Annotated in this window: 15 protein-coding genes; 9 read left to right on the forward strand and 6 right to left on the reverse strand. The window is 72.7% G+C overall.

Features of this window, described 5'->3' with window-relative positions:
- Positions 1–75 precede the first annotated feature (75 nt).
- The 5 genes from mxcG (at position 76) to WMF39_RS21580 (ending at position 9,857) form a co-directional block, all read left to right on the forward strand.
- On the forward strand, positions 76–4,497 hold the full coding sequence (mxcG, locus tag WMF39_RS21560) for a myxochelin non-ribosomal peptide synthetase MxcG (RefSeq protein ID WP_437747343.1): 4,422 nt from the start codon (positions 76–78) through the stop codon (positions 4,495–4,497).
- A gap of 45 nt (positions 4,498–4,542) precedes the next feature.
- Complete coding sequence (locus WMF39_RS21565) at positions 4,543–5,865, forward strand: aminotransferase class III-fold pyridoxal phosphate-dependent enzyme (protein ID WP_437747344.1); 1,323 nt, start codon at positions 4,543–4,545, stop codon at positions 5,863–5,865.
- Between the two features lie 10 nt (positions 5,866–5,875).
- Positions 5,876–7,123 (forward strand): MFS transporter, encoded by a 1,248-nt coding sequence (locus WMF39_RS21570; RefSeq protein ID WP_437747345.1) that lies wholly within the window; start codon positions 5,876–5,878, stop codon positions 7,121–7,123.
- Positions 7,124–7,319: 196 nt separating this feature from the next.
- Complete coding sequence (locus tag WMF39_RS21575; protein WP_437747346.1) at positions 7,320–8,237, forward strand: trypsin-like serine protease; 918 nt, start codon at positions 7,320–7,322, stop codon at positions 8,235–8,237.
- Positions 8,238–8,474: 237 nt separating this feature from the next.
- Positions 8,475–9,857: an OmpA family protein gene (locus WMF39_RS21580; protein WP_437747347.1), complete on the forward strand. Its 1,383-nt coding sequence runs from the start codon at positions 8,475–8,477 to the stop codon at positions 9,855–9,857.
- Positions 9,858–9,959: 102 nt separating this feature from the next.
- Here WMF39_RS21580 and WMF39_RS21585 read toward each other — a convergent pair whose 3' ends face one another.
- Positions 9,960–11,423 carry an alkaline phosphatase D family protein gene (locus tag WMF39_RS21585; RefSeq protein ID WP_437747348.1) on the reverse strand — a complete coding sequence of 488 codons (1,464 nt, stop codon included), beginning with the start codon at positions 11,421–11,423 and terminating at the stop codon, positions 9,960–9,962.
- 453 nt (positions 11,424–11,876) lie between these two features.
- Between WMF39_RS21585 and rlmN the strand changes: the two genes are divergently transcribed.
- The 3 genes from rlmN to tatC are packed head-to-tail and all read left to right on the forward strand — an operon-like array spanning position 11,877 to position 14,808.
- A complete protein-coding gene (gene rlmN / locus WMF39_RS21590) occupies positions 11,877–13,118 on the forward strand; it encodes a 23S rRNA (adenine(2503)-C(2))-methyltransferase RlmN (RefSeq protein ID WP_437747349.1) in 1,242 nt (413 codons plus the stop codon).
- A gap of 44 nt (positions 13,119–13,162) precedes the next feature.
- Positions 13,163–13,921 (forward strand): twin-arginine translocase TatA/TatE family subunit, encoded by a 759-nt coding sequence (locus tag WMF39_RS21595; protein WP_437747350.1) that lies wholly within the window; start codon positions 13,163–13,165, stop codon positions 13,919–13,921.
- On the forward strand, positions 13,921–14,808 hold the full coding sequence (gene tatC / locus WMF39_RS21600; protein WP_437747351.1) for a twin-arginine translocase subunit TatC: 888 nt from the start codon (positions 13,921–13,923) through the stop codon (positions 14,806–14,808). Before WMF39_RS21595 ends, tatC begins: the two co-directional genes overlap by 1 nt.
- Positions 14,809–14,989: 181 nt before the next feature.
- Here tatC and WMF39_RS21605 read toward each other — a convergent pair whose 3' ends face one another.
- From WMF39_RS21605 to WMF39_RS21625, 5 genes are all read right to left on the reverse strand, one after another.
- Positions 14,990–15,928 carry a prolipoprotein diacylglyceryl transferase gene (locus tag WMF39_RS21605; RefSeq protein WP_437747352.1) on the reverse strand — a complete coding sequence of 313 codons (939 nt, stop codon included), beginning with the start codon at positions 15,926–15,928 and terminating at the stop codon, positions 14,990–14,992.
- A gap of 2 nt (positions 15,929–15,930) precedes the next feature.
- A complete protein-coding gene (gene lspA, locus WMF39_RS21610; RefSeq protein WP_437747353.1) occupies positions 15,931–16,689 on the reverse strand; it encodes a signal peptidase II in 759 nt (252 codons plus the stop codon).
- A 191-nt stretch (positions 16,690–16,880) separates the two neighbouring features.
- Positions 16,881–17,564: a signal peptidase II gene (lspA, locus tag WMF39_RS21615; protein WP_437747354.1), complete on the reverse strand. Its 684-nt coding sequence runs from the start codon at positions 17,562–17,564 to the stop codon at positions 16,881–16,883.
- A 240-nt stretch (positions 17,565–17,804) separates the two neighbouring features.
- A complete protein-coding gene (locus WMF39_RS21620; protein WP_437747355.1) occupies positions 17,805–18,272 on the reverse strand; it encodes a DUF4398 domain-containing protein in 468 nt (155 codons plus the stop codon).
- A gap of 26 nt (positions 18,273–18,298) precedes the next feature.
- Positions 18,299–18,652, reverse strand: coding sequence for a DUF4398 domain-containing protein (locus tag WMF39_RS21625; protein WP_437747356.1), 354 nt, complete (start codon positions 18,650–18,652; stop codon positions 18,299–18,301).
- Positions 18,653–19,283: 631 nt separating this feature from the next.
- Between WMF39_RS21625 and WMF39_RS21630 the strand changes: the two genes are divergently transcribed.
- A complete protein-coding gene (locus tag WMF39_RS21630) occupies positions 19,284–21,686 on the forward strand; it encodes a DEAD/DEAH box helicase (RefSeq protein ID WP_437747357.1) in 2,403 nt (800 codons plus the stop codon).
- Positions 21,687–21,939: the final 253 nt, after the last annotated feature.

A 21,939-nucleotide genomic window follows, 5' to 3' on the forward strand; every position in this document is an offset into this window, starting at 1 on the left:
CGCGGATCGCCTGCCGCGAGCGTGCCTCTGGCGGCTGTCCCGTCGAGCGCCGGTTGAACCAGGAGGGTTGTCGTCATGGTCGCTCCTCAGGACGCGCGCTGGCCGCTGTCGGCCGCGCAGCACGGTATCTGGCTAGGCCAGCAGCTCGACCCCGCGAGCCCTGTGTACAACGCGGGCGAGTGCGTCGAGATCTGCGGGTCCATCGATCGCGCGATCCTCGAGGCCGCGATACGCCTTGCCGTCTCGGAGGCAGAGGCGCTGCACGTGCGCTTCACGAGCGAGGCGGACGGGCCGCGCCAGCGCCTCGACCCGTCCCCTGACTTCCCTGTACACCGCGTCGACGTCAGCGCGGCGCCGGACGCGTTCGCCGCGGCCGAGGCGTGGATGCGCGAGGATCTCGCGAGGCCGGTGGATCTCGCGCGCGGGCCCCTCTTCACGGAGGCGCTGTTCACGGCGGGGCCCGATCGGCTCTTCTGGTACCAGCGCGCGCACCACATCGCGCTGGACGGCTACGGCTTCTCGCTGATCGCGCGGCGGGTGGCCGAGATCTACACCGCGCGCGTCGAGGGCCGATCGAGCGAAGGCGGCGCCTTCGGGTCGCTGCGCCGGGTCGTCGACGAGGATCTGGCCTACCGCGCCTCCCCCGATCTGGAGCGCGATCGCGCCTTCTGGACGCAGCGCTTCGCCGACCGGCCCGAGCCGGTGAGCCTCGGCGACGAGCCGGCGCCCGCGTCGCGCGCCTGCCTGCGCCGGACGGCGTCGCTCGCGCCGTCCACCGTCGACCGGCTGAAGGACGTGGCGCGCCAGGCGAAGGCGACCTGGCCTGACGTCGTGGTCGCCGCGACCGCGGCGTACGCGCACCGGCTCACCGGCGCGCCCGAGATCGTCCTGGGGCTGCCCGTGATGGGGCGCCTCGGCTCGGTGTCGCTGCGCATCCCGGGCATGGTCATGAACATCGTCCCGCTCCGGGTGCCGGTCGCGGAGGGCGCGAGCCTGGTCGATGTCGCCCGGCAGGTCGCGGCCGAGCTCGCGGCCATCCGGCCGCACCTGCGGTATCGCTACGAGCAGCTCCGCCGGGATCTCAAGCTGATCGGCGGCGGCCGCCGGCTGTTCGGCCCGGTGGTCAACATCATGCCGTTCGATTACGACCTGCGCTTCGCGGGGCATCGCGGCGTCGCGCACAACATCTCCGCCGGCCCGGTCGAGGATCTGTCGTTCGGCATCTACGCGAGGTCGGACGGGCGCGGGCCGCGGCTCGACCTCGACGCCAACCCGGCCTGCTACGGCGACGAGGATCTCTCGGCGCACCAGCGGCGCTTCCTCGCGTTCCTGGAGGCGGTCGCCGCCGCCCCCGAGCAGGCCCTCGATCGCGCCGAGATCGACCTCCCCCGGGCCGCGGCGCGCGCGCCCGGCGCGCAGGCGGCCGGGCAGCCCGGCGCGCTGCTCGACGGGGGCCCGCTGCCCGCGCCGGCGCGCCCCGTCGTCGAGCAGATCGCCCTGCGCGCGCGCGAGCAGCCGGACGCGACCGCCGTCCACCACGGCCTCGAGCGCGTGACCTACGGCGAGCTCGACCTCGCCGCCCGGCGGCTCGCCGCCCGGCTGGCCGCGCTCGGCGCCGGGCCGGACACGCTGGTCGCGGTGCTCCTGCCGCGCAGCATCGGCGCCATCACCGCGATCCTCGGCGCGCTCTACGCTGGCGCAGGCTACCTCCCCCTCGATCCGGACGGGCCGCAGCCGAGGACGACGGCGATCCTCGACGACGCCAGGCCGGCGATCGTCGTCACGACGTCGCAGCACGCCGCGAAGGTGGGGAGCGATCGCGCGGCGCGCCTCGTGCTCCTGGACGAGGCGATCCACGGCGCGCCGGCGCGGGCGCTGGTCCAGGGCGCGGAGGAGCACCTGGCGTACGTCATCTACACGTCCGGCTCCACCGGCCGCCCGAACGGCGTCATGATCGAGCGCGGCGCGCTGGCCCACTTCGTGGCGGCCGCGACCCACCGCTACGATCTGCGCCGCGACGACCGGGTGCTGCAGTTCGCGCCGCTGCACTTCGACGCCAGCGTCGAGGAGATCTTCCTGACCCTGTGCGCGGGCGCCGCCCTGGTGCTGCGCACGGACGAGATGCTGCAATCCGTGCCGCGGCTGCTCGACGCCTGCGAAAGGCACCGGATCACCGTCCTGGATCTGCCGACCGCGTTCTGGCACGAGCTCGCCTACGGCCTCTCGACCGGCGCGGCGTCGCTCCCCGAGCGCGTCCGCACCGTCATCATCGGCGGCGAGGCGGCGCTGCCCGAGCGCGTCGAGCGCTTCCGCCGCGCCGTCGGTCGGCGCGCGCGGCTGCTCAACACCTACGGCCCCACCGAGGCGACCGTCGTCGCCTCGGCCGCCACGCTGAGCGGCGGCGACGCGCCGGACGAGGCGCAAGAGGACAGACACGAGGCGCCGATCGGTACGCCGCTGCCCGGGGTTCGCGCGGCCATCATCGACACGCACGCGCACGGCCGGCTGGTCCCGCAGGGCGCCGTGGGCGAGCTCCACCTCATCGGGCCCGGGCTGGCGAGGGGGTACCTCGGGCGGCCGGACCTCGACGCCGCGCGCTTCGTCGTGCTCGACCAGCTGGAGGGCCGCCCGCGCGCGTACCGCACCGGCGACCTGGTCCTCCAGCGGGCCGACGGGCAGATGGTCTTTGTCGGGCGCGTCGACGACGAGCTCAAGATCAGCGGCCACCGCGTCGATCCGCTCGAGATCGAGGCCGCGCTCCTGCGCCACCCTTCCGTGCGGGAGGCGGCCGTCATCGGGCACGCCTCGGCCGGCGGCGGCAAGCGCCTGTCCGCGTTCCTCGTCGCCGGAGACCCCGCCCCGTCGCCGGCCGAGCTCCGCCGGCACGCGCGCTCGCTGCTCCCCGCGGCCGCCATCCCCTCGGCCTTCGTGCTCACCGATCGGCTGCCGAGGACGAGCTCCGGCAAGATCGACCGCAAGGCGCTGCGGGAGGCGCCGATCGCCGCGGCGGCGGAGCCGCCTGCCGCCGCGACGGCGCTCGAGCGGCAGCTGCTGCAGGTCTGGGAGCAGGTGCTCGGCGTGAGCGGCCTGTCGGCGCACGACGATTTCTTCGAGCGCGGCGGCCAGTCGCTGCAGACGATCCAGGTCGCCAACCGGCTCAGCGTCGATCTCGGACGGGAGATCCCCGTCGCGATGATCTTCCGCCACCCGACCGTCGCGGCGCTCGCGCGCGCCCTCGACGAGGCGCAGGGCGCGGCGGCGGCGCAGACGAGCGGCGAGCCCCCCGGCGCCATGCTGGCCGACGCCGAGCTCCCCGAGGACGTCGTCCCCCGATCGCTCGCGTGGTCCGGCGGCGGCGGTCGCCCGCGGCAGGTCGTGCTCACCGGCGCGAGCGGCTTCGTCGGCGCGCACCTGCTCCACGAGCTCCTGACGCAGACGGACGCGACCGTGGTCTGCCTGGTGCGCGCCGCGAGCGAGGCGCACGCAGCGGAGCGGATCCGGCAGGCGCTCTCGAAGCAGCGCCTGCCGGTGGACGGCATCGACGCGCGGGTGCTCGCCGTGCCCGCCGACCTGACGCAGCCCCGCCTCGGCCTGAGCGCCGCGCGGTTCGGCCAGCTCGCCGCGGAGTGCGACGCCATCTACCACAACGCCGCGGTGGTGAGCCTCGTGCGCGACTACCGCAGCCTGCGCGCCGCCAACGTGATCGGCACGCGCGAGGCGCTCCGCCTGGCCGCGGCGGCGCGCCCCAAGCCGCTGCACCACGTGTCGACGCTCGCCGTGGCCCCGGGCATCGCGGCGAGCCCCGAGGTCGCGGAGGCGTTCGTGCCGCCGCACCCCGGCCTGCGCGACGGCTACCAGCAGAGCAAGTGGGCGGCCGAGCGCCTGGTGCAGCAGGCCGCGGAGCGCGGGCTGCCGGTCGCCGTGTACCGCCTGGGCCGCGTCGTCGGCGCGCCCGACACGGGCGTCGTCAACGAGCAGGATCTGGTCTTCCGGCTGCTGCGGGCCGGCATCCCCGCCGGCGTCCTGCCCGATCTCGACGTGAGGGAGGTGTGGACGCCCGTCGACTACGTCGGGCGCGCGATCGTGCGGCTCTCGCTTACCACGCTTACCGCGCAGACCACGGGCGCCGTGGTCAACGTCGCCCCTGCGCCCGAGGTCCGGCTGACGGAGCTCTTCGACTGGGCGCGCGACTACGGCTACCCGGTCGAGCGGCGCCCGGTCGCGGCGTGGCGCGCGCGGCTGAAGGACGGCGCCGACGCCGCGGACAGCGCCACGCTCGCGTTCTTCGATCTGCAGTCGGCCCCGGCCGACGGAGAGGCGACCTTCGGCATCGGGCGCGTGCGCTGCGACAACCTGGAGCGCGGCCTGGCTGGCACCGGCATCACGTGCCCGTCGATCGATCGCGCGCTCCTCTACCGCTACCTCGATCGCTGCGTCGAGGAAGGCCTCCTGCCGCCCCCTTCCAGCGCGGCGCGGCGAGCGCCGCGCCCCTCATGACACCGGCTCACGGACGAGAACCTCTAGCCAGAGAGAACGACCACGATGACCACACAGACGATCGACCCACGGGACAGGAAGCAGGGAGGCGGCGCGCCGCAAGGCGCCGCGGAGGGGCTCCGGCTCGACCGCTCGAACGCGCTGCTCGCCGAGGCGCGCCGGCTCATCCCCGGCGTCACGCAGTCGCTCATGAAGCGGCCGGAGATGTTCGCGCTCGGCTCGTTCCCCGTGTACCTCGAGGGCGGCGAGGGCGCGCTGGTGCGCGACGTCGATGGGAACCAGTACATCGACTACATCTGCGGGCTCGGGGCGAACACGCTGGGGCACAACCACCCGGCGGTCGTCGACGCCATCCGGCGGCGGCTCGACAGGGGCATCCTTCACTCGCTGCCGACGGAGGTCGAGGTCACCGCCACGCAGGACCTCGTCGCGATGACCCCGGGCGCCGAGATGGCCCGCTTCTTCAAGACCGGCGCGGACGCGACGTCCGCGGCCATCCGGCTCGCCCGCCACGTGACCGGCAGGGAGAAGGTCGTCACCATCGGCTACAACGGCTGGCACGACCACTTCATGTTCGACACCCCGGGCGTCCCGGCGGTGCTGCGCGAGTACACCCACCGCATGCCGCTCATGGCCGAGGCCGACGAGCAGCCGCTGCTCGATCTCATCGCGAGCAAGGGCCCGGAGCTCGCGCTCGTGCTGCTCTCGCTGCCCTACAAGCGGTGCGTCTCGGCGGAGTACCTGCGCAAGGTGCGCGAGGCGTGCCGCGCCCAGGGCGTGCTGTTCGTCCTCGACGAGGTCGTCACCGGGTTCCGGCTCGCGCGCGGCGGCGCGCAGGAGTACTACCAGATCGAGGCCGATTTCGTCTGCTTCTCGAAGGGCATCGCCGCGGGCATGCCGCTGTCGGCGATCGCCGGGCCGCGCCAGGTGATGAGCCGGCTCTCGGAGCTCCAGGTGTCGACGACGTTCGGCGGCGAGATGCTCTCGCTCGAGGTCTGCAGGGCGGCGCTGCGCGAGTACCGCGAGACCGACACCATCGCGAAGGTCGCCGCGCTCGGGAAGCGGCTCCGCGAGGGCATCAACCGGCGCGCGGAGCAGGGCGGCTTCCCGCTGCGCGTCGTGGGGTACGACGCGATCCCCTTCTTCCTCATGGCCGAGGATCTGGCCGTCCACACGAAGCGCATGGAGCCGTTCGTCGGCGCGATGGCGAGGCGCGGCGTCCTGCTGCGGCGCGACGTCAACTTCCTCTGCGGCGCGCACACCGAGGCGCAGATCGATCACACGATCGACGCGGCGCACGACGCGCTGCTCGAGCTGGCGAGCCGCGGCGTGATCGAGCGCGGCGCGGGCGCGAAGGCCCAGAGCTGAGCCCACGGTCGTGCAGAACGCTCGCTCCGAACGGACCCTCCTGTTCCTCATCGCCGCGGTCCAGTTCGTCAACCTGCTCGACTTCATGGTCGTCATGCCGCTCGGGCCGGACTTCGCGGTCGCGCTCGGCATCCCGATGTCCGACATCGGCCTGATCGGCGGCAGCTACACCGCGGCGGCGGCGGTCTCGGGGGTCGCCGGCGCGTTCTTCCTGGACCGCTTCGACCGGCGCAGCGCGCTCGCCGTCGCGATGCTCGGCCTCGTCCTCGGCACGGCCGCTGGCGGCCTCGCTACCGGCCTGCCGAGCCTCCTCGCGGCGCGCGTGCTCGCCGGGGCCTTCGGGGGGCCCGCGACCTCGATCGCGTTCTCCCTCGTCGCGGACGCGATCCCGCCGGAGCGGCGCGGCAAGGCGATGGGCGTCGTGATGGGCGCCTACTCCCTGGCCGCGGTGCTCGGGGTGCCGGCCGGCCTCGAGCTCGCGCGGCGCGGCGGCTTCCAGGCGCCGTTCTTTGCCGTCGCGGCGCTCGGGCTCACCGTCGCGGGGCTCGCGCTGCTGCTGCTCCCCTCGATGCGCGGCCACCTCGCCGGGGCGCGGGCGCCCGGGACCGCCCTGCGCGAGCTCCGCGCGCTCGTCGGCCGCCCGCTCGTGCTGCTCTCGTACTCGACGACGGCAGTCATGACGATGGCGTCGTTCCTCGTCATCCCGAACATCTCGGCCTACGTGCAGCACAACCTCGGCTATCCGCGCGAGCGGCTCGGCCTGCTCTACCTCGTGGGCGGCGCGCTCACCTTCGTCGTGATGCGCACCGCGGGCGCGCTGATCGATCGCGTCGGCGCGTTCCGCACGAGCCTGGTCGGGGCGGCGATGCTCGTGGCCGTCCTCTATGGCGGGTTCCACTCGTACGTGCCGGGGCTGCCCGTGCTCGTCGTCTTCGTCGCCTTCATGACCGGGACGGCGATCCGCAACATCTCCCACAGCACGCTCGCCTCGAAGGTCCCGCTCCCCTCCGAGCGGGCGCGCTTCGGATCCATCCAGTCGGCCGTGGATCACCTCTCGTCGGCGCTCGCCGCGTTCCTCGCGGCCAGGATGCTGCACGAGCTCCCCGACCAGCGCCTCGACGGCATGGGCGCCGTGGCCGCGCTGGCGATCGCCTTCACGCTCGCGTCGTCGTGCTTGATCTTCCTGATCGAGCGACACCTCGCCCTCGGCGCGTCGAGCAGCGCCGGCGCTGCGCGCGCGCTGGAGGGCCGGGGCTAGTCGACGAGCGCGGGAGTCCAGAGAGCGCGCCTCCATCTGGGCGCCCCTCACCTGGCTGACCTGGTTTCCATCTCCGATTCCCCTCGGTGGGAACAACAACCCATCGGGGGCACCTCCCCTTCTGATGCTGGAGAAAAGCTCCAGGGGTCGGCTTGCACGGCCGCTCTTCACATGCTCTTTGTCGGTGACCTCATCCATGGTGTCCCCGTCTCTCGTCCCGCGCCTCGCGGGATGCCTTGGCTGCCTCGTCGCGGCCCTCGTCCCGCGCATCGTCGTCGCCGTCATCCCGGCCGAAGCCTCGCCTCCTCCGGTCGCGGCCGTCGCGCCGATCACAGAGGTTCCGCCCCGCGCGAAGGGCGCGCCTGAGCCCCTCATCGACGGCGCCGCGCGCTCCGTCGTCGCCGTGGCCGTCTCGCATCGCGATCCCCGGGGCGGCGAGCGACGCGTGAGCCTGTGCAGCGGCGCGCTCGTCGAGCCGAACCTCGTCTTGACGGCGCGTCACTGCATCTCGCGCAACCTGACCGCGGCCCCTCGCTGCGATCGCTCGGGCAGGTCGCACAACGGCGATCACGTCGGCGGAGACATCGATCCTTCCGAGATCGCCATTTACACCGGGGACCATATCGATGTCTCCCGCGACGCCGCGCGGGCGCGCGCCGTGGCCACGCTGCACGGGAAAGAGCGCGTCCTCTGCGATGCGGACATTGCCTATCTGGTGCTCGATCGGCCCCTCACCGACGTGGCGCCCCTGCGGATGCGCGAGGTCGGGGCGCTCGATCCAGGCGACAGCGTGGTCGCCGTCGGGTACGGCGGCGGAGCGGTAAGCCGGCTCGGCGTCCGCGCCGCGCGCGGTCCGCGCCTCGTCGCCGCCGTCGGGCCCCGCGCCGATCCGGCGACCGGCAAGGTCCTCGGTCCGCGCGAGTTCGAGATCGAGGGGGCGACCTGGGCCGGCGACTCGGGAGGTCCGGTGATCGACGCCGACCGCGGCGACGTGGTGGGCATCACGTCGCGAGGCGCGGGGTGCACCGCGGCTGGCAACCACGTTTATACGCGCACGGACGCCTTCGCCGCGCTGACGGCCGAGGCCCGCACGGCCGCGCTCGCACGACGCTGAGCGCCGCGCGCCATCGCGCCGGCTCGCCTCGCCGAGCGCGAGGGGCAGGACGCGGCAGGGGCAGGCCGTGTGCAGCCGCGGCACAGCGCGCGACGCGCGGGCGTGCCGGCACGTCGCTCGCATCGCGCGGAGTCAACGGAAGACAGACACGGGATCGACGCTCATGCGGGCAGGGTCGCGTGCGCGATGACGCTGCTTCGCCCGCGCCGATGACCACTTCCCGGAGGGATCGGAACCATGTCGTTGCTGGACACCACCAGGGGCTTCTTGACGCCCGAGCTCATCTCGGCCGCAACGAAGGGGCTGGGCCTGAGCGATGAATCGCCGACGAACGTGCGCGGCGCCGCGGAGAGCTCGGTGCCGACGCTGCTCGCCGGGATGGCTCAGGTCGCCTCTTCGGAGAGCGGCGCAGCGCAGCTGTTCAGGATGATCACCGAGCGGGACTACGAAGGTCTGCTCGGGAGAGCAGGGCCCCTCCGCGCCGAGCAGGCCGAGGCGCTCTCGCACCATGGGCAGTCGATGATCGCCCGCTTGTTCGGCGACCGCGCGAGCGGGATGATCGATCTCATCTCCCGCTCCTCCGGCGTGGAGCAGCGGTGCTCGACCGCGATGCTCGGCCTGGTCGCTCCGATCGTCGCGTGCGTGCTCGGCCGCGAGGTGAGGTCGAGAGGGCTGACCGCGCGAGGGCTCGCCGATCTGCTCTCTCATCACACGCAAGCCTTCAAGGACGATCCACGCGCCCCGGCGGGCCTCGCTGGATTCCTCGCTCCCTCCATGGCGGCGAGCGCTCCTTTCGTCGCGGCGGCGGCGCGCGAACGGCCGCATGATGCGGTATCACCCGTCCCGTCCCGAACGACGGAGTCGTCAACCCCGCTTCCCTCGCGTGAAGGGCCTGCCCGTCAACGTCAGACGCGAGAATGGCTGCTCCCGACCTTGCTGGCAGCGGCGGTCCTCGGAGGCCTCTGGGCGTTCGTCCGCGAACGCAGGCCGGAGCGCACCGCCGCCGAGCCCACGCACGAAGCGCCGATCGCGGCGGCTCCGAGGGACGATCTCGCTCAGCCCGCCGCGCCGCCGCCGCAGGTCGAGCCGCCGCGCGCCGAGGCGCCCACGGCCGCCGCGCCCGGCGAGGCGCCCCCCAGCGCGCCGGAGATCGTCGAGCAGCTCAGGATCACGGCCGGAGAGATGACGCTCCCGGGCGGCAAGGTCCTCTCCGTCGACGAGCACGGCTCCGAGGCGGAGATCGCGCGGTACCTCGACGCCGGAGCCGCGGATGGCCCCAAGCGCTTCTCGATGGAAGGCGTGAACTTCCGCTTCGGGACCACGGAGTTGACCGAAGCTTCGCGGCCGAAGCTCGAAGCGCTGGCCGTCATCCTCAGCGCCTATCCCTCCGCGCGGGTGCGCATCGAAGGGCACACCGACGCCGTGGGCGGCGCCGAGGGGAACAGATCGCTGTCGCTGGCGCGAGCCCAGGCGGTGCGCAACGAGCTCACCGCGCGACAGATCGCTCCCCATCGCATCGAGGTGGCCGGGATGGGCGCCGAGCAACCGGTGGCGTCGAACGACACCGCCGGCGGACGCGCGCAGAACCGCCGGATCGACGTCATGGTCCTGAGCCTCTGAAGCGGCGACTCACCCCTCTGCGCCAGGAGCAAGGTACCGGCGCCGGCCTGCGGAAGCAGGGTACCGGCGCCGGCGAAAGGCCGGCGCATGGCCGCTCGGCTCTTACGTGTGCACTCTCGGGAGGACTTGCTCGAGGACGCCGACGCCGCCGTTGTCCTTCTCCACGTGGAAGCGGACCACCAGGTTGTTGTTCTTGTCCCAGTCGTCTGCTCCGTCGCTCGGATCGAGGATCGCAAAGTTGCGATGCGTGACGCAGTACCTGTGTTCTGACCCCGAGATCTCCCGGAGGAACCCCTTGATGTCGCCGTTGAACAGGTTCTGACTGCCGCCGTTCGTCAGCAGCGAGAGGATGATGCGGGACATCCCCTTGGGGGCAGGGCGCGCGATGCCGGACGCGGTCACCTGATAGAGGCGCGGTCGCGAGCGCGGCTGCCCGAACCCGAGGACCGTGTCGATGTGCGCCATCGTGCCCACGTGGATGTCGCCGCCCATGAGCGTCACCTGGGTGCGAGGGCTGAAGCCGGCGAAATTCATGAGAGACATCAGGAAACGCCTGCATTCGTTCTGGTTGTTGGAGGCAGCCCAGCCGTCCCGGATGTCATCGACGGAGGCCATGTTGAACGTGTTCGTGAGCGCCTCCGCGGCTGCGAGCGGCAGGTAGACGACGGGCGTGCCGACCACGACGAAGAGGTGCCTTAGATCGAGCGCCGCGAGCTCGTTGAGCCTGAGCTCGAGGTCGTCGAGCTGTTGCTTGCCGAGGATCGTCCCGTTCTTCCACGAGCGCTGCGACCGCCCATCGACCGCGAGGATGGCGACGTCGCCGTGCTTCGCGATCCAGCCGAACCCCGAGCTGCTCACGCGGTCCCTCGGGCTCAGCGCCGCCTGAAACTCCTTGAACGCCTGCTCCGCGGCCCTGTAGCGCTCCACGGCCGGCGGGGAGCCGTCGTTGTTGTTCGACCCCCACCCATCGTAGATCTCGTGGTCGTCCCACATCATGACGTTCGGACAGCTCCCGAGGACCGCCGCCACGTCAGGGTGCGACCACGTGTGCACGTAGTGCCTGCGGTACGCGGCGGTGCGCCCCTCCGAGGCCGACCAGCCCGTGGGATCGCCGTCGCCGTAGATCTGGTCACCGGCGTGAACCAGGAGGTTCACCTTCCCTTCGTCCACGAGGGCCTTGAGCGCCCGCCACATCGCCCCGCGCCGCTCCTTGGGAAACTCGTGGTTGTCGATGTCGTTGCAGCTCACGAGGCCGATTCGAATCGGCCCGTTCGTGACGGTGCGGAAGGCGGAGCCGTTGATGCTCAGGTTGTCCGCGGGTGTGGGGAGCGGATCTCCTGCGTCGTGCTCCACGATGCCATAACGAACCCTCTCGCCGCTCAGCCCGCTCAGCTCGAACGTGGCGAGCCCGAACGGCGGCGCGCTGCTGATCGGCACGTCGAGCGTGCGAACGCCGTTGTCGTCCGCGAACGCCAGCCTCGCCCTCCCCTTGGGCCTCTCGAAGACGGCCAAGATCCTGCTGGTTGTCTGCGTCGTGTGTCCGATGACTGCGCTTTTGAACGCCATGGTCCGCCTCTCTGGCGAGAGCTCGTCAGGCTGAGGGAAGAGGCGCCGTGGTCCTGGCGGGCACTCTCCCCTATGTTTCGTCGCGGGCGGCCGGACGCAAGTTTTTCGGCTCGCTCGAGGCGCTCGCGAGAGGGGCAAGGCGTCGGGCCAGAGGCGCTCTCCGCTCGCGCTCACCGCGTGAGAGGGGCGGGAGCGTGGCGTCGGCGGGCGCGACGCCGGCGGCGACCACGGCATCGCATCGCCGCCTCAGAACGCCGCCGTCACCGTCGCTCCCAGGTTCAGCATCGTCCCGTCGGCCCGGCCTCCGGCGACGCCTGCGCCGCGCCGCCCTGCGCGAGGGCGAGCCCCGCGGTAAGGGAGCGGTGCGAACCCGCGCCCCCTCCGGCGGATCCCGCGAAACATGCGCGCGCGGCCGTAGACTGGGCCGCCCTGGCGCGCTAGTCGGTATCCGTCGTGGATCCCAGCCCTCGAAGCAGCCCGGACGAACGCCGCCCCCGCCTCGCGCTCCAGGCCGTGCTGCCGGAGGAGCTCGCCGGCGCGTGCGGCATCGACCTCACCGACGCGCGCCGCATCGTCTCCCTGGCGCACCGCCTCGGCGAGCTGCCCGCCCGCGCGCCCGCGACCGTCCGGCGCGCCGCGCTCGACGCGGCGCGCTCGGCGGGCGAGATCAGGACGCTCGCGCTCGTCGAGCGGCGCGCGAGCGCCGAGGATCCGTTCGTGAAGTACGCCTTCCGCCTCGAGGACGGCGCGACGGTCGAGTCGGTGCGCATCCCGCTCGAGCGGCCAGGCCGGTACTCGGCGTGCGTGAGCTCGCAGGTCGGCTGCGCGCTCGCGTGCGCGTTCTGCGCCACCGGACGCATGGGCCTCACGCGCAACCTGGAGGCCTGGGAGATCGTCGAGCAGGTGCGGCTCATCCGCCGCGATCTCGACGCCACCGTAGGCGGCGGCGCGCGCGTCCATGGAGTGCTGTTCCAGGGCATGGGCGAGCCGCTCGCCAACGCCGACCGGGTCATCCAGGCGATCCGGGTGCTCTCCGAGCCGAGCGCGCAGGCCATCGACATGCGCAACATCACCGTCTGTACGGCGGGGCTCCCGTCCGGCATCCGGCGGCTCGCGGCCGAGGTCCCCGCGGTCCGGCTCGGCCTGTCGCTCGGCTCGGTGCGCCCCGGCAAGCGGCGCCTGCTCATGCCGATCGACGGCGCGCACCCGCTCGAGGAGGTCCTCGCGGCCGTGGGCGAGCACGCGCGCGCGAGCGGGCACGCGCCGATGTGGGCGTACACGCTCCTCGCGGACCGGAACGACACGGACGAGGACGCCGCGTGCCTGGCCGCGCTCGCCCGCGGCTTCGCGGCGCAGCACGGCATCTCTCCCCGGCTCAGCCTCATCCCCTACAACGCGATCGGCGCGCCCGGCGATCCCCTGCCCTCGCCGGACGGCGGCGATGAACGCGGCGCGTCGGCCGATCCGTTCGTGCGCTCGGCGCGGCTCGACGCCTTCCGCGCGGTCCTCTCCGCCGCCGGCGTCGGCTCGATCGTGCGCTACTCGGGCGGGGGCGACGTCGGCGCGGCGTGCGGGCAGCTAGCGCGGCCTTCGGCGGAGGCGCCGCGGCCGGGCGGCCGCCGGGCGCCGCCCCGCGCCGGGGCGACCGTGGGCGCGGCCGACGTCGGGCCGAGCGCGCCGCCCAGGCCAGCATGAGCGTCGCTATGGATCCCTGCTCCCACGCGCGCTAGCTTGCGCGCGTGTTCGGCTTCAGCTTCGGCGAAATCATGGTGCTCGCCATCGTGGGCATCATCGTGGTCGGTCCCCGGCGGTTGCCTGCGATGATGCGGTCGGCGGGGAGCTGGATCGCCAAGCTCCGCCGCTTGAGCACGGAGCTCCGGACGCAGAGCGGCATCGACGATCTGATCCGCCAGGAGGGGCTCGAGCGCGAGCTCCGCGAGCTCCGCGCCCTGTCGCGGGTCAACGTGATCGAGACGCTGGTGAACCCCGTCGTCGGCGCCGTGACCGCCGGTGCGATCGCCTCGTCCACGCCGCGCGTGAGGCCGCCGGATCCCGAGCCGCCGCCGCCGCCCGTCGTGCAGCCGCCCCGCGAGCGCGAGTACCCCGTCCTCGGCTGCGACGCCTACGGAGTGACGCTGGACGCGGCCCCGGACGGCGCCGCCGGCCTGCCGGTCGCACCGGAAAGCGCAGCCCCCACGGAGACCGCGAAGGCGGCGGACGCCACGACCGGTGTGGTCGGCGCAGATGCCACGGCTAGCGCGGCGGACGCCACGGTCGACGTCGAGGCCGCCGCGGCGACAGCGCCCGTGGCCGCAGAGACCGCCGCGGCGACAGCGCCCGTGGCCGCAGAGACCACCGCGGCGACAGCGCCCGTGGCCGTAGAGACCACCGCGGCGACAGCGACCGCGACCGCAGAGACCACCGCGGCGATAGCGCCCGCGGCGGCAGAGACCGCCGCGGCGACGCAGGGCGTGGCGACCGGAAACGGAGCGACGTGATGAGCCAGGAGCAGGCGGCGGTGAAGAGCGGCTCCCCGGGGGCGGAGGGCGCGCCGAGCGACGCCGCGGAGGATCCGGGCGAAGACAAGCCGATGTCGTTCTGGGAGCACCTCGACGAGCTGAGAAAGCGGCTCGTCCGGAGCCTCCTTGTCTTCTTCGCGGCCTGCGTCGTGGGGTGGGAGGTGCGCGAGGAGCTCTTGCACTTCCTGACCGTCCCGTTCGTGCAGGCGTGGCGGGAGCAGAGCCTGGCCGGCAACCCCTCGCTCCACTTCGGCGCGCCCGCGGCCGCGTTCGTCGCTTACTTCAAGCTGTCGATGATCGGCGGCGCGGCGATGGCCTCGCCGTTCATCTTCTACCAGCTGTGGGCGTTCGTCGCGCCCGGCCTCTACGCCAAGGAGAAGCGCTACGTCATCCCGTTCGTCCTGTTCTCGACGATCCTGTTCGTCGGCGGCGGCTGGTTCGGCTGGCGAGCGGCCTTCCCGATCTCGTTCGGTTACTTCCTCAGCCTGGCCGGCACGGTCGGCGGCGACGGGGTGACGATCACGCCGACCGTGATGATGGGCGACTACCTCGACTTCGTCGCCCAGCTCCTGCTCGGCTTCGGGATCATCTTCGAGATCCCGCTCATCGTGCTCTTCCTCTCCATCGCCGGCATCATCAACTACATCCAGCTCATCCTGTTCGGCCGCTGGTTCGTGTTCGGCGCCTTCATCCTCGCCGCCATCCTGACGCCGCCGGACATCACGAGCCAGCTCGTCATGGCCGTGCCGATGTGCCTGCTCTACGTGCTCTCGATCGGCCTCGCGTACCTCTTCGGCAAGCCGCCGACCGACGCCCAGCGCGCGGCGTACAAGGCGCGCAAGGAGAAGGAAGTCACCAAGGGCTGACGGGCGGCGCAGCGCCGGCCGGGCCGCCTGCGCTGCGTCGTCCGTGCGCCGTCCTCCGCGCGGCGTCGCGCACGGCAGACCGCTGCGCTGCTCCTTCCGCCCGCCGTCCTCCGCGCGGCGTCGCCCACGGCAGACCGCTGCGCTGCTCCTTCCGCGCGCGCCGTCCTCCGCGGCGGCGCAGTCAGGCGGCGGGCGCGGCCGCCGCGGGCGCGGCCTTCCGGCTCCGCGCCATGTGGATCGCGACCGCGGCGCCGGCCATCGCGAGCCCGATGAGCTGCGACGTGGACAGGCCAACGAAGCCCCCGCGATCGTCGGCGCGCACGAACTCGAGCACGAAGCGCCCGAGCGCGTAGAGGCCGAGGAACGTCGCGAAGACCTGCCCGTCGTACCGCTTCCGCCCGTGCACGTAGAGCAGGCAGATCGCCGCGATGGCGAACGACATCGCCGACTCGTAGATCTGCGTCGGGTGCACCGGGTGCGACGGCAGGCGCGGGCTCGTGAGCTCGAGCAGCTTGAACTGCGCGTCGCTCGCGGGGCTGTTCGGCGGGAACGAGAGCCCGAACGCCCCGTCGGTGCGCAGGCCGAAGCAGCAGCCGGCGAGCAGGCAGCCCATCCGGCCGAACCCGAGGCCCAGCGGGACGGCGAAGCCCGCCATGTCCGCCGCCTTCCAGAACGGGAACCGATCGCGCTTGAGCAGCCAGTACGCCATCGCCGACGCGCCCACGAAGCCGCCGTAGTACGTCAGGCCGCCCGCCCAGAACTTCGCCCACGCCAGGCAATCGCGCTCGACCGGGTGGCAGACCCCCTTCGCCGCGTCCCACACGCCGTGGTACCGCGACGCGCAGAGCGCCTGCTCGACCTTCCAGTCGACAAGCGACGGGTCGGTGCACAGGTGCACGTAATCCCAGAAGTATCCGTCGGCGACGACGTGGAGGAGCCTGCCGCCGACGACGCCCGCGAGCAGGCAGGCGAGCCCCAGGTCGACGATCACATCCGGGTTCTCGCCGATCCGCCGCGCCCACAGCGCGCCGATGGCCGTCGCGAAGAGGAAGCCGGTCAGGAGCAGCAGGAAGTAGGCAGGGAACGCGACGTCGAGCAGGCGGAACAGCTCGGGCCGCATGATCAGCCCGCGGACGCCTTCGCGCCGGACGCCTTCCCTGCGAGCTCGGGGCGGTGGGGGGAGAACATGTCGATCGCCATCAGCCCGACGCCCGCGACGATCGCGATGTCGGCCACGTTGAACGTCGGCCACACGAACGTCGAGGTGAGCCGGACCTGGATGAAGTCGATGACGTACCCGTAACGGATGCGGTCGACCAGGTTCCCGAGCGCACCGCCGAGCACGAGCGGCAGCCCCCACCTGAGCGCGATCTGGGAGGGGTGGAGCTTGCGGTACAGCGCGACGATGAAGACGATCGCCCCGAACGAGACCAGGAGGAAGAACGGGCGGCGGATCGCCTCGCTCTCGTCGCCCAGGATGCCCCACGCCCCGCCGTGGTTCTTCGCGAAGATCATGTTCAGGTGATCCTTGATCACCTCGATCTTCCGGAACGAGAGCGGCCGCGGCGCGGCGGTGAGGTCCGTGAGCGCCTGCGGCTCCAGCCGGTCCTTGGCCCACCACTTCGTGCCGAGATCGGCGGCCAGGGTGATCGCCGAGACGACGATGAGGAACACGTACGACGGCCGGTAGGCGGGCTTCGTCGGCGCGACCACGTCGTCGGCGTCCCCTTCCTGCGAGGAGCCGCGCCCCTCGTGGTCGCGTTCACCGGCAGAGGCCGGCGGCTCGCCGGCCGGCGCGTTCAGGGGCGCGGAGCGATGCGACTCCGCATGGGTACCTTCGGTCTCAACGGGAGCGTCTCGCGGCGTCGCGTCTTCAGTCATGCGGAGCGCGTTCCTCTACGACAAACCGAGCGCTCCGGCAAAGGCTTCCCTCCGCAGGCGCCGCCGCGCGCGTCTTTCACGCCTTGCGCGTGTCACGTGACGTGCGTGACTTGCGCGCGCCGCGGCGCGCCGCGCCGCGCCGCGCCGCCCCACGCGCCGTCTGCTCCGGCCGAGCCGCCCGCTCGCATCCTTCAGCTGGCCGGCGGCACAGGCGGAGGCGCTTCCGTCGATAGCGGAGGGGTGGGGTCGCCGCCCGCCGGGCCCTCCGAGGCGCCGCGCGCGTCTGGAGACGGCGCGCTCGCGCTGCGGGTCGCGACGATCATGTCCTTGGACATCAGGATGACCCCCGCGACGATCGCGATGTCCGCCACGTTGAACGTCGGCCAGTGATACTCCCGACCGCCGCGGATCACGTACATGTCGATGAAGTCGATCACCCAGCCGTAGCGGATCCGGTCGACCAGGTTGCCCATCGCGCCGCCGAGCGCCAGCGCGAGCCCCCACTTCATCCCCGTCTGGTCCCTGTGGACGCGCCGGTAGATCGAGAAGATGAAGACCATCGCCGCGGCGGAGACGAACAGGAAAAACGGCCGCCGCAGACCGTCCGGGAGGCCGCGCAGGAAGCTCCAGGCGCCGCCGGGGTTCTGCGCGAAGATGAAATCGAGGTGGTCCGGGATGATCGTGAGGACCTTCGCGCCCGACCGCTTCGGGTCGAACCCGGTGAGGCGCGCGTGCGCCCACCCCTTCGTCACCAGGTCGGCGGCGCACGAGACGAGCGCCACGACGGCCAAGAAGCGGAGCGAGGCGCGCTCCTCGCTGGGGAGGTCGTCGGGAAGGTGCGCGACGGGCGACGCTTGCGGTGCGTCCGAGGACATCGTCCTCGCTTCTACGCGATGGCGTGGCACGGAGCAAACAGCCTCGAGCAGAGCGATGCCCGGCGGCGGTCGTCTTCTGCTCTTCCGTTCGTCCGTTCGTCCGTTCGTCCGTTCGTCCGTTCGTCCGTTCGTCCGTTCGTCCGTTCGTCCGTTCGTCCGTTCGTCCGTTTGCCCCCCTCGCGCCTTCCGGTTCCGTCTTCCGCTCTCGCCCGCGCCTCCTCCGCCGATCGCCGCGCCGGTTCACCGTTGGTTCAGGATCACCACCGGACGCTCCGGGGCGCGCGATCGCACCGGCGCCTTTTCCCGTCCGGGAGGATCGGTCGGACCGGCCGGGTCGACCGCCGGCGCCTCCCTCCTTCGCAGCGCGAGGTGCACCTCGCCGTACGCCTGGAGGGCCGCGCCGCGCTGCCGCTCCGTGGCCGCCGCGCGCCCCAGCGACTCGGCCAGCTGCGCCCGGCGCCCCGCGAGGTACGCGAGATCCCTCGCCTCGGCGAGCTCGCTCCCCCCGGCGAACGCCTGCTCCGCGCGCTCCATCGCCTCGGTGGCGCCGCGCAGGTCCGCGGGCGCGAGCTCTGCCGCCGCGCCCGCCCGGGCGCGCTCGTAGCTCTTCCTCGCCTCGATGAGCTCCTTCGGCGGGAGCGGGGCGCTCGCGCACCCCAGGAGACCGCCGACGAGCAGAATGGCCACTGTCCCGTGATTGGTTCGCATGATTCCGCGCCTCCTGTCCGCGAGCCCTAGCGGAGCTGCCGCTGGATGGATCCGACCTCCTCGAGCGCCTCGTGCGTGCGGGCCTGGGCCTGCGCCTCGCGCGTGAGGGCGAGCGCGAGCTCCGCGTCCGCCTGCGCGCGCAGGAGCATGCGCTGCGCCCGATCGGGCACGCCGTCGGCCGACAGCCTCGTCGCCCGCTGCACCTGCTCCCGGGCGAGGCGGAGGTGGGCTTCCGCCCGCGGGTCCTCGTCGGCTCCGACCTCCTCGGCGGCTCGAATCATCGCCTCCGAAGCGCCGAGCCGCTCGCTGAAGCTTGGAGCGTACGCGGCGCACCCCGCCATCGACGCGCCGAAGAGCGTCAAGAACACTGCATTTTTCATGTGCGACACCTCGTTGCCAGCCCCGGACGAGATGTCGCCCGGAGAAGGCGGGTGAGAGAGCGGATGGGATCATCGACTCCGGATCTCCGTCGTCGATCGGCTCGTCCTCAGGCAACCAGCACACCAGGGCCGACGACCTCGGGGCGGCGCCTGAGCGCGCACACGAGAAGCGCCGCCCTGCGTCCGTCGGTGCAGAAGGAATCACGACGACGCTGAGACATCGCCTCACGCGCCGTATCCGCGCTTCCCATCGGTTGCGCGCAAACGAGCCATTCGCCGGAGCCCCCGTGTGCGTCGCTTGCGGCGACTGGACCACAGGAGAGCCGCAGACACCGGATCTCGTTCGAGGACGGGAGAGGCCCCCTCTCCGCTGTACGCCCGCCTGCCGCGGCAGCCCGCCGCGACCGCGTTCCGCGCCGGCCCGCCACGCCCGCCTGCCGCGCCGATCCGCCGCGCCAGCCCTTCACCCGCGCGCCGTCCTCCCCTCACCCGCGCGCCGCCCTCCCCTCACCCGCGCGCCGCCCTCCGAGATCCCGGCCGCGCAGGCCAGCGCAGCGTCACGGCGGCCGACGTGTGCGTCGCGCCCGATCCGGTTGAGTGACACGGCGCATCTGTTTAGTATACCTGCGCCATGCCGTCGCCCCCCTGGAAGATCGAGACCGGCGTCGAGACCGTCATCTCGTCGTGGCTTGCCTCCGGCTACGTCCGCCCTTGTTTCACCGCGGATCGCGAGCTTCCGCCGGCCGACGCGCGCACCGCACCGATGCCCGACGCGCTCTCGCCGGCGCTCCGCGGCGCCCTGGAGCGGCGCGGCATCGATCGGCTCTACGACCACCAGGCGCGGGCCTTCGCGGCGGCCCGCGCGACGCCGGCGGGCCCGAGCGCCGCGGCGGAGCCGGCGCGGGCGGGGCGGCACGTGGTCGTCGCGACGCCCACCGCCAGCGGCAAGAGCCTCTGCTTCCATCTCCCGGTGCTCGACGCGCTCGCCGAGGGCGCCGCGTCGGGCCAGGGCGGCAGCGCGATCTACCTGTACCCCACCAAGGCGCTCGCCCGGGACCAGGAGGCCGGCCTGCACGCGCTCATCCGCGAGGCGGGGCTCACGATCCCGGCGATCGTGTACGACGGGGACACGCCGGGCGACGCCCGGCGGGCGGCGCGCGAGCGCAGCCCCATCGTGATGACCAACCCCGACATGCTCCACGCGGGGATCCTGCCGCACCACGCGCACTGGGCGCGGACGTTCCAGCGCCTGCGCTACGTCGTGCTGGACGAGCTCCACACCTACCGCGGCGTGTTCGGGTCGCACGTCGCCCACGTCCTCGCCCGGCTGCGCCGTGTCGCCGCGTTCCACGGATCGAGCCCGACCTTCCTCTGCGCGACGGCGACGATCGGCAACCCGCGGGCGCACGCCGCGCGCCTGCTGGGCGTCGCCGAGGACGAGCTCGAGCTCATCGACGAGTCAGGCGCCCCGCGGGGGCCGCGGCGCTTCTTCCTGTACAACCCGCCGGTGGTGAACGCGGAGCTCGGGGTGCGCGCCAGCACCCTGAAGAGCGCGGTGCGCCTCGCCGGGGATCTCGCGCGCGCCCGCGTGCCGACGCTGGTGTTCGGCCAGTCGCGCAACTCGGTCGAGATCATGCTGAAGTACCTGCGCGAGGGCGTCGGCAAGGAGATCGGGGCGGAGGACGCGATCATGGCGTACCGCGGCGGCTACCTCCCGGAGACGCGCCGGCGGGTCGAGCGGGGGCTGCGCGAGGGCGAGATCCTGTGCGTCGTGGCCACGAACGCCCTCGAGCTCGGCATCGACATCGGCGAGCTCGACGCGGTGATCTGCGCCGGCTACCCCGGGTCGGTCGCCGAGACGTGGCAGCGCTTCGGCCGGGCGGGCCGGCGCGGCAAGACGAGCATCGCGGTCCTGTGCGCCACCAGCGCGGCGCTCGACCAGTACCTCGCGAGGAACCCGGGTTACCTGCTGGAGCGCGGGGCCGAGTCGGCCCGGATCGATCCGCAGAACACCGAGATCCTCGTGCAGCACCTCAAGTGCGCGGCGTTCGAGCTGCCGTTCCTCAAGGGGGAGCCCTACGCGGCGATGCCGCCGGACGACACCGTGGCGGCGCTGCGCTTCCTGCAGGACAACGGGGTCGTGCACGAGTCGAACGATCGCTTCCACTGGGCGTCCGACGCGTATCCGGCGAACCACGTGAGCCTGCGCTCGGTGGGCTGGGACAACTTCGTCATCATCGACAAGGCCCTTGGCAAGACGCTCGCGGAGCTCGACTGGCGCGCGGCGCCGACGATGCTCCACGAGCAGGCCATCTACCAGCACGACGGCGAGCAGTACCAGGTCGAGCGGCTCGATTACGAGAACCACAAAGCCTTCGTGACGAAGGTCGTCCCCGACTATTTCACGACCGCGCTCACCCACCGGAAGGTGAGCATCCTCGACGAGAGCGCGGCCGCCCCGCTCGGCCGGGCGACCGCCGCCTTCGGCGAGGTGAGCATCGTGGAGAAGGTGGTCGGGTACAAGAAGATCAAGTTCTACACGCACGAGAACACGGGATACGGCGACGTGCGCTTGCCCGACATCCAGATGCACACGACCTCGTTCTGGCTCACCGTGCCCGAGCCGCTCTGCGAGGAGCTCGGCCTCGGCCGCGCGACCGCCATCGACGGCCTGCGCGGGATCGCGCGGGCGCTGGAGACGGTCGCGACGCTCTCGCTCATGTGCGATCCGCGCGACATCGGCCAGACGCTCGAGGACGGGAGCGAGGCGCGGGAGGTCCCGGCCGGCGGAGAGGCGGGCGGGGTCTTCGATCCGACGCTGTTCCTGTTCGACAACGTGCCAGGCGGCGTCGGGCTCTCCGAGCGCATCTACGAGCAGCGCGACGAGCTCCTCGCGCGCACGCGGCAGCTCATCGCCGGCTGCCGCTGCGACGAGGCCGGCTGTCCGCTCTGCGTCGGCGCCACGGAGACCATCGACGCGAAGCGCAAGCGCGCGTCGCTCGGGCTCCTCGCGATCTTGCTCCACCAGGCATGAGCCCGGCGGCGAGCGCCTCCGGGCGCTCGCCGCGGCGCGCCGCGCATCATGTCCCGAGCGGACGGCGACCAGACCCACGCAGATCCAGCGACATCCACCTCGCTCTGCGCCCCTGAGCCCCTACCACGCTCGCGCTGGGCGCTCGTCGTGGACGTGTCGCCGCCGCCCGCGCTGGCGATCGTGACAGCCATGTTTCGGCGCGGAGGGGAACACCACGAGTCGATTTGTGCAATCGACCGCAGCGTCTCTGGAG

The sequence above is a fragment of the Sorangium sp. So ce1504 genome, assembly GCF_051521635.1.
GTDB classification, from domain to species: domain Bacteria; phylum Myxococcota_A; class Polyangia; order Polyangiales; family Polyangiaceae; genus Sorangium; species Sorangium cellulosum_B.

Coding starts and splice junctions, on each gene's coding strand:
- mxcG (WP_437747343.1), top strand. CDS start 76: ATGGTCGCTCCTCAGGACGCGCGCTGGCCGCTGTCGGCCGCGCAGCAC.
- WMF39_RS21565 (WP_437747344.1), top strand. CDS start 4,543: ATGACCACACAGACGATCGACCCACGGGACAGGAAGCAGGGAGGCGGC.
- WMF39_RS21575 (WP_437747346.1), top strand. CDS start 7,320: ATGGTGTCCCCGTCTCTCGTCCCGCGCCTCGCGGGATGCCTTGGCTGC.
- WMF39_RS21580 (WP_437747347.1), top strand. CDS start 8,475: ATGTCGTTGCTGGACACCACCAGGGGCTTCTTGACGCCCGAGCTCATC.
- WMF39_RS21585 (WP_437747348.1), bottom strand. CDS start 11,423: ATGGCGTTCAAAAGCGCAGTCATCGGACACACGACGCAGACAACCAGC.
- tatC (WP_437747351.1), top strand. CDS start 13,921: ATGAGCCAGGAGCAGGCGGCGGTGAAGAGCGGCTCCCCGGGGGCGGAG.
- WMF39_RS21605 (WP_437747352.1), bottom strand. CDS start 15,928: ATGCGGCCCGAGCTGTTCCGCCTGCTCGACGTCGCGTTCCCTGCCTAC.
- lspA (WP_437747353.1), bottom strand. CDS start 16,689: ATGACTGAAGACGCGACGCCGCGAGACGCTCCCGTTGAGACCGAAGGT.
- lspA (WP_437747354.1), bottom strand. CDS start 17,564: ATGTCCTCGGACGCACCGCAAGCGTCGCCCGTCGCGCACCTTCCCGAC.
- WMF39_RS21620 (WP_437747355.1), bottom strand. CDS start 18,272: ATGCGAACCAATCACGGGACAGTGGCCATTCTGCTCGTCGGCGGTCTC.
- WMF39_RS21625 (WP_437747356.1), bottom strand. CDS start 18,652: ATGAAAAATGCAGTGTTCTTGACGCTCTTCGGCGCGTCGATGGCGGGG.
- WMF39_RS21630 (WP_437747357.1), top strand. CDS start 19,284: ATGCCGTCGCCCCCCTGGAAGATCGAGACCGGCGTCGAGACCGTCATC.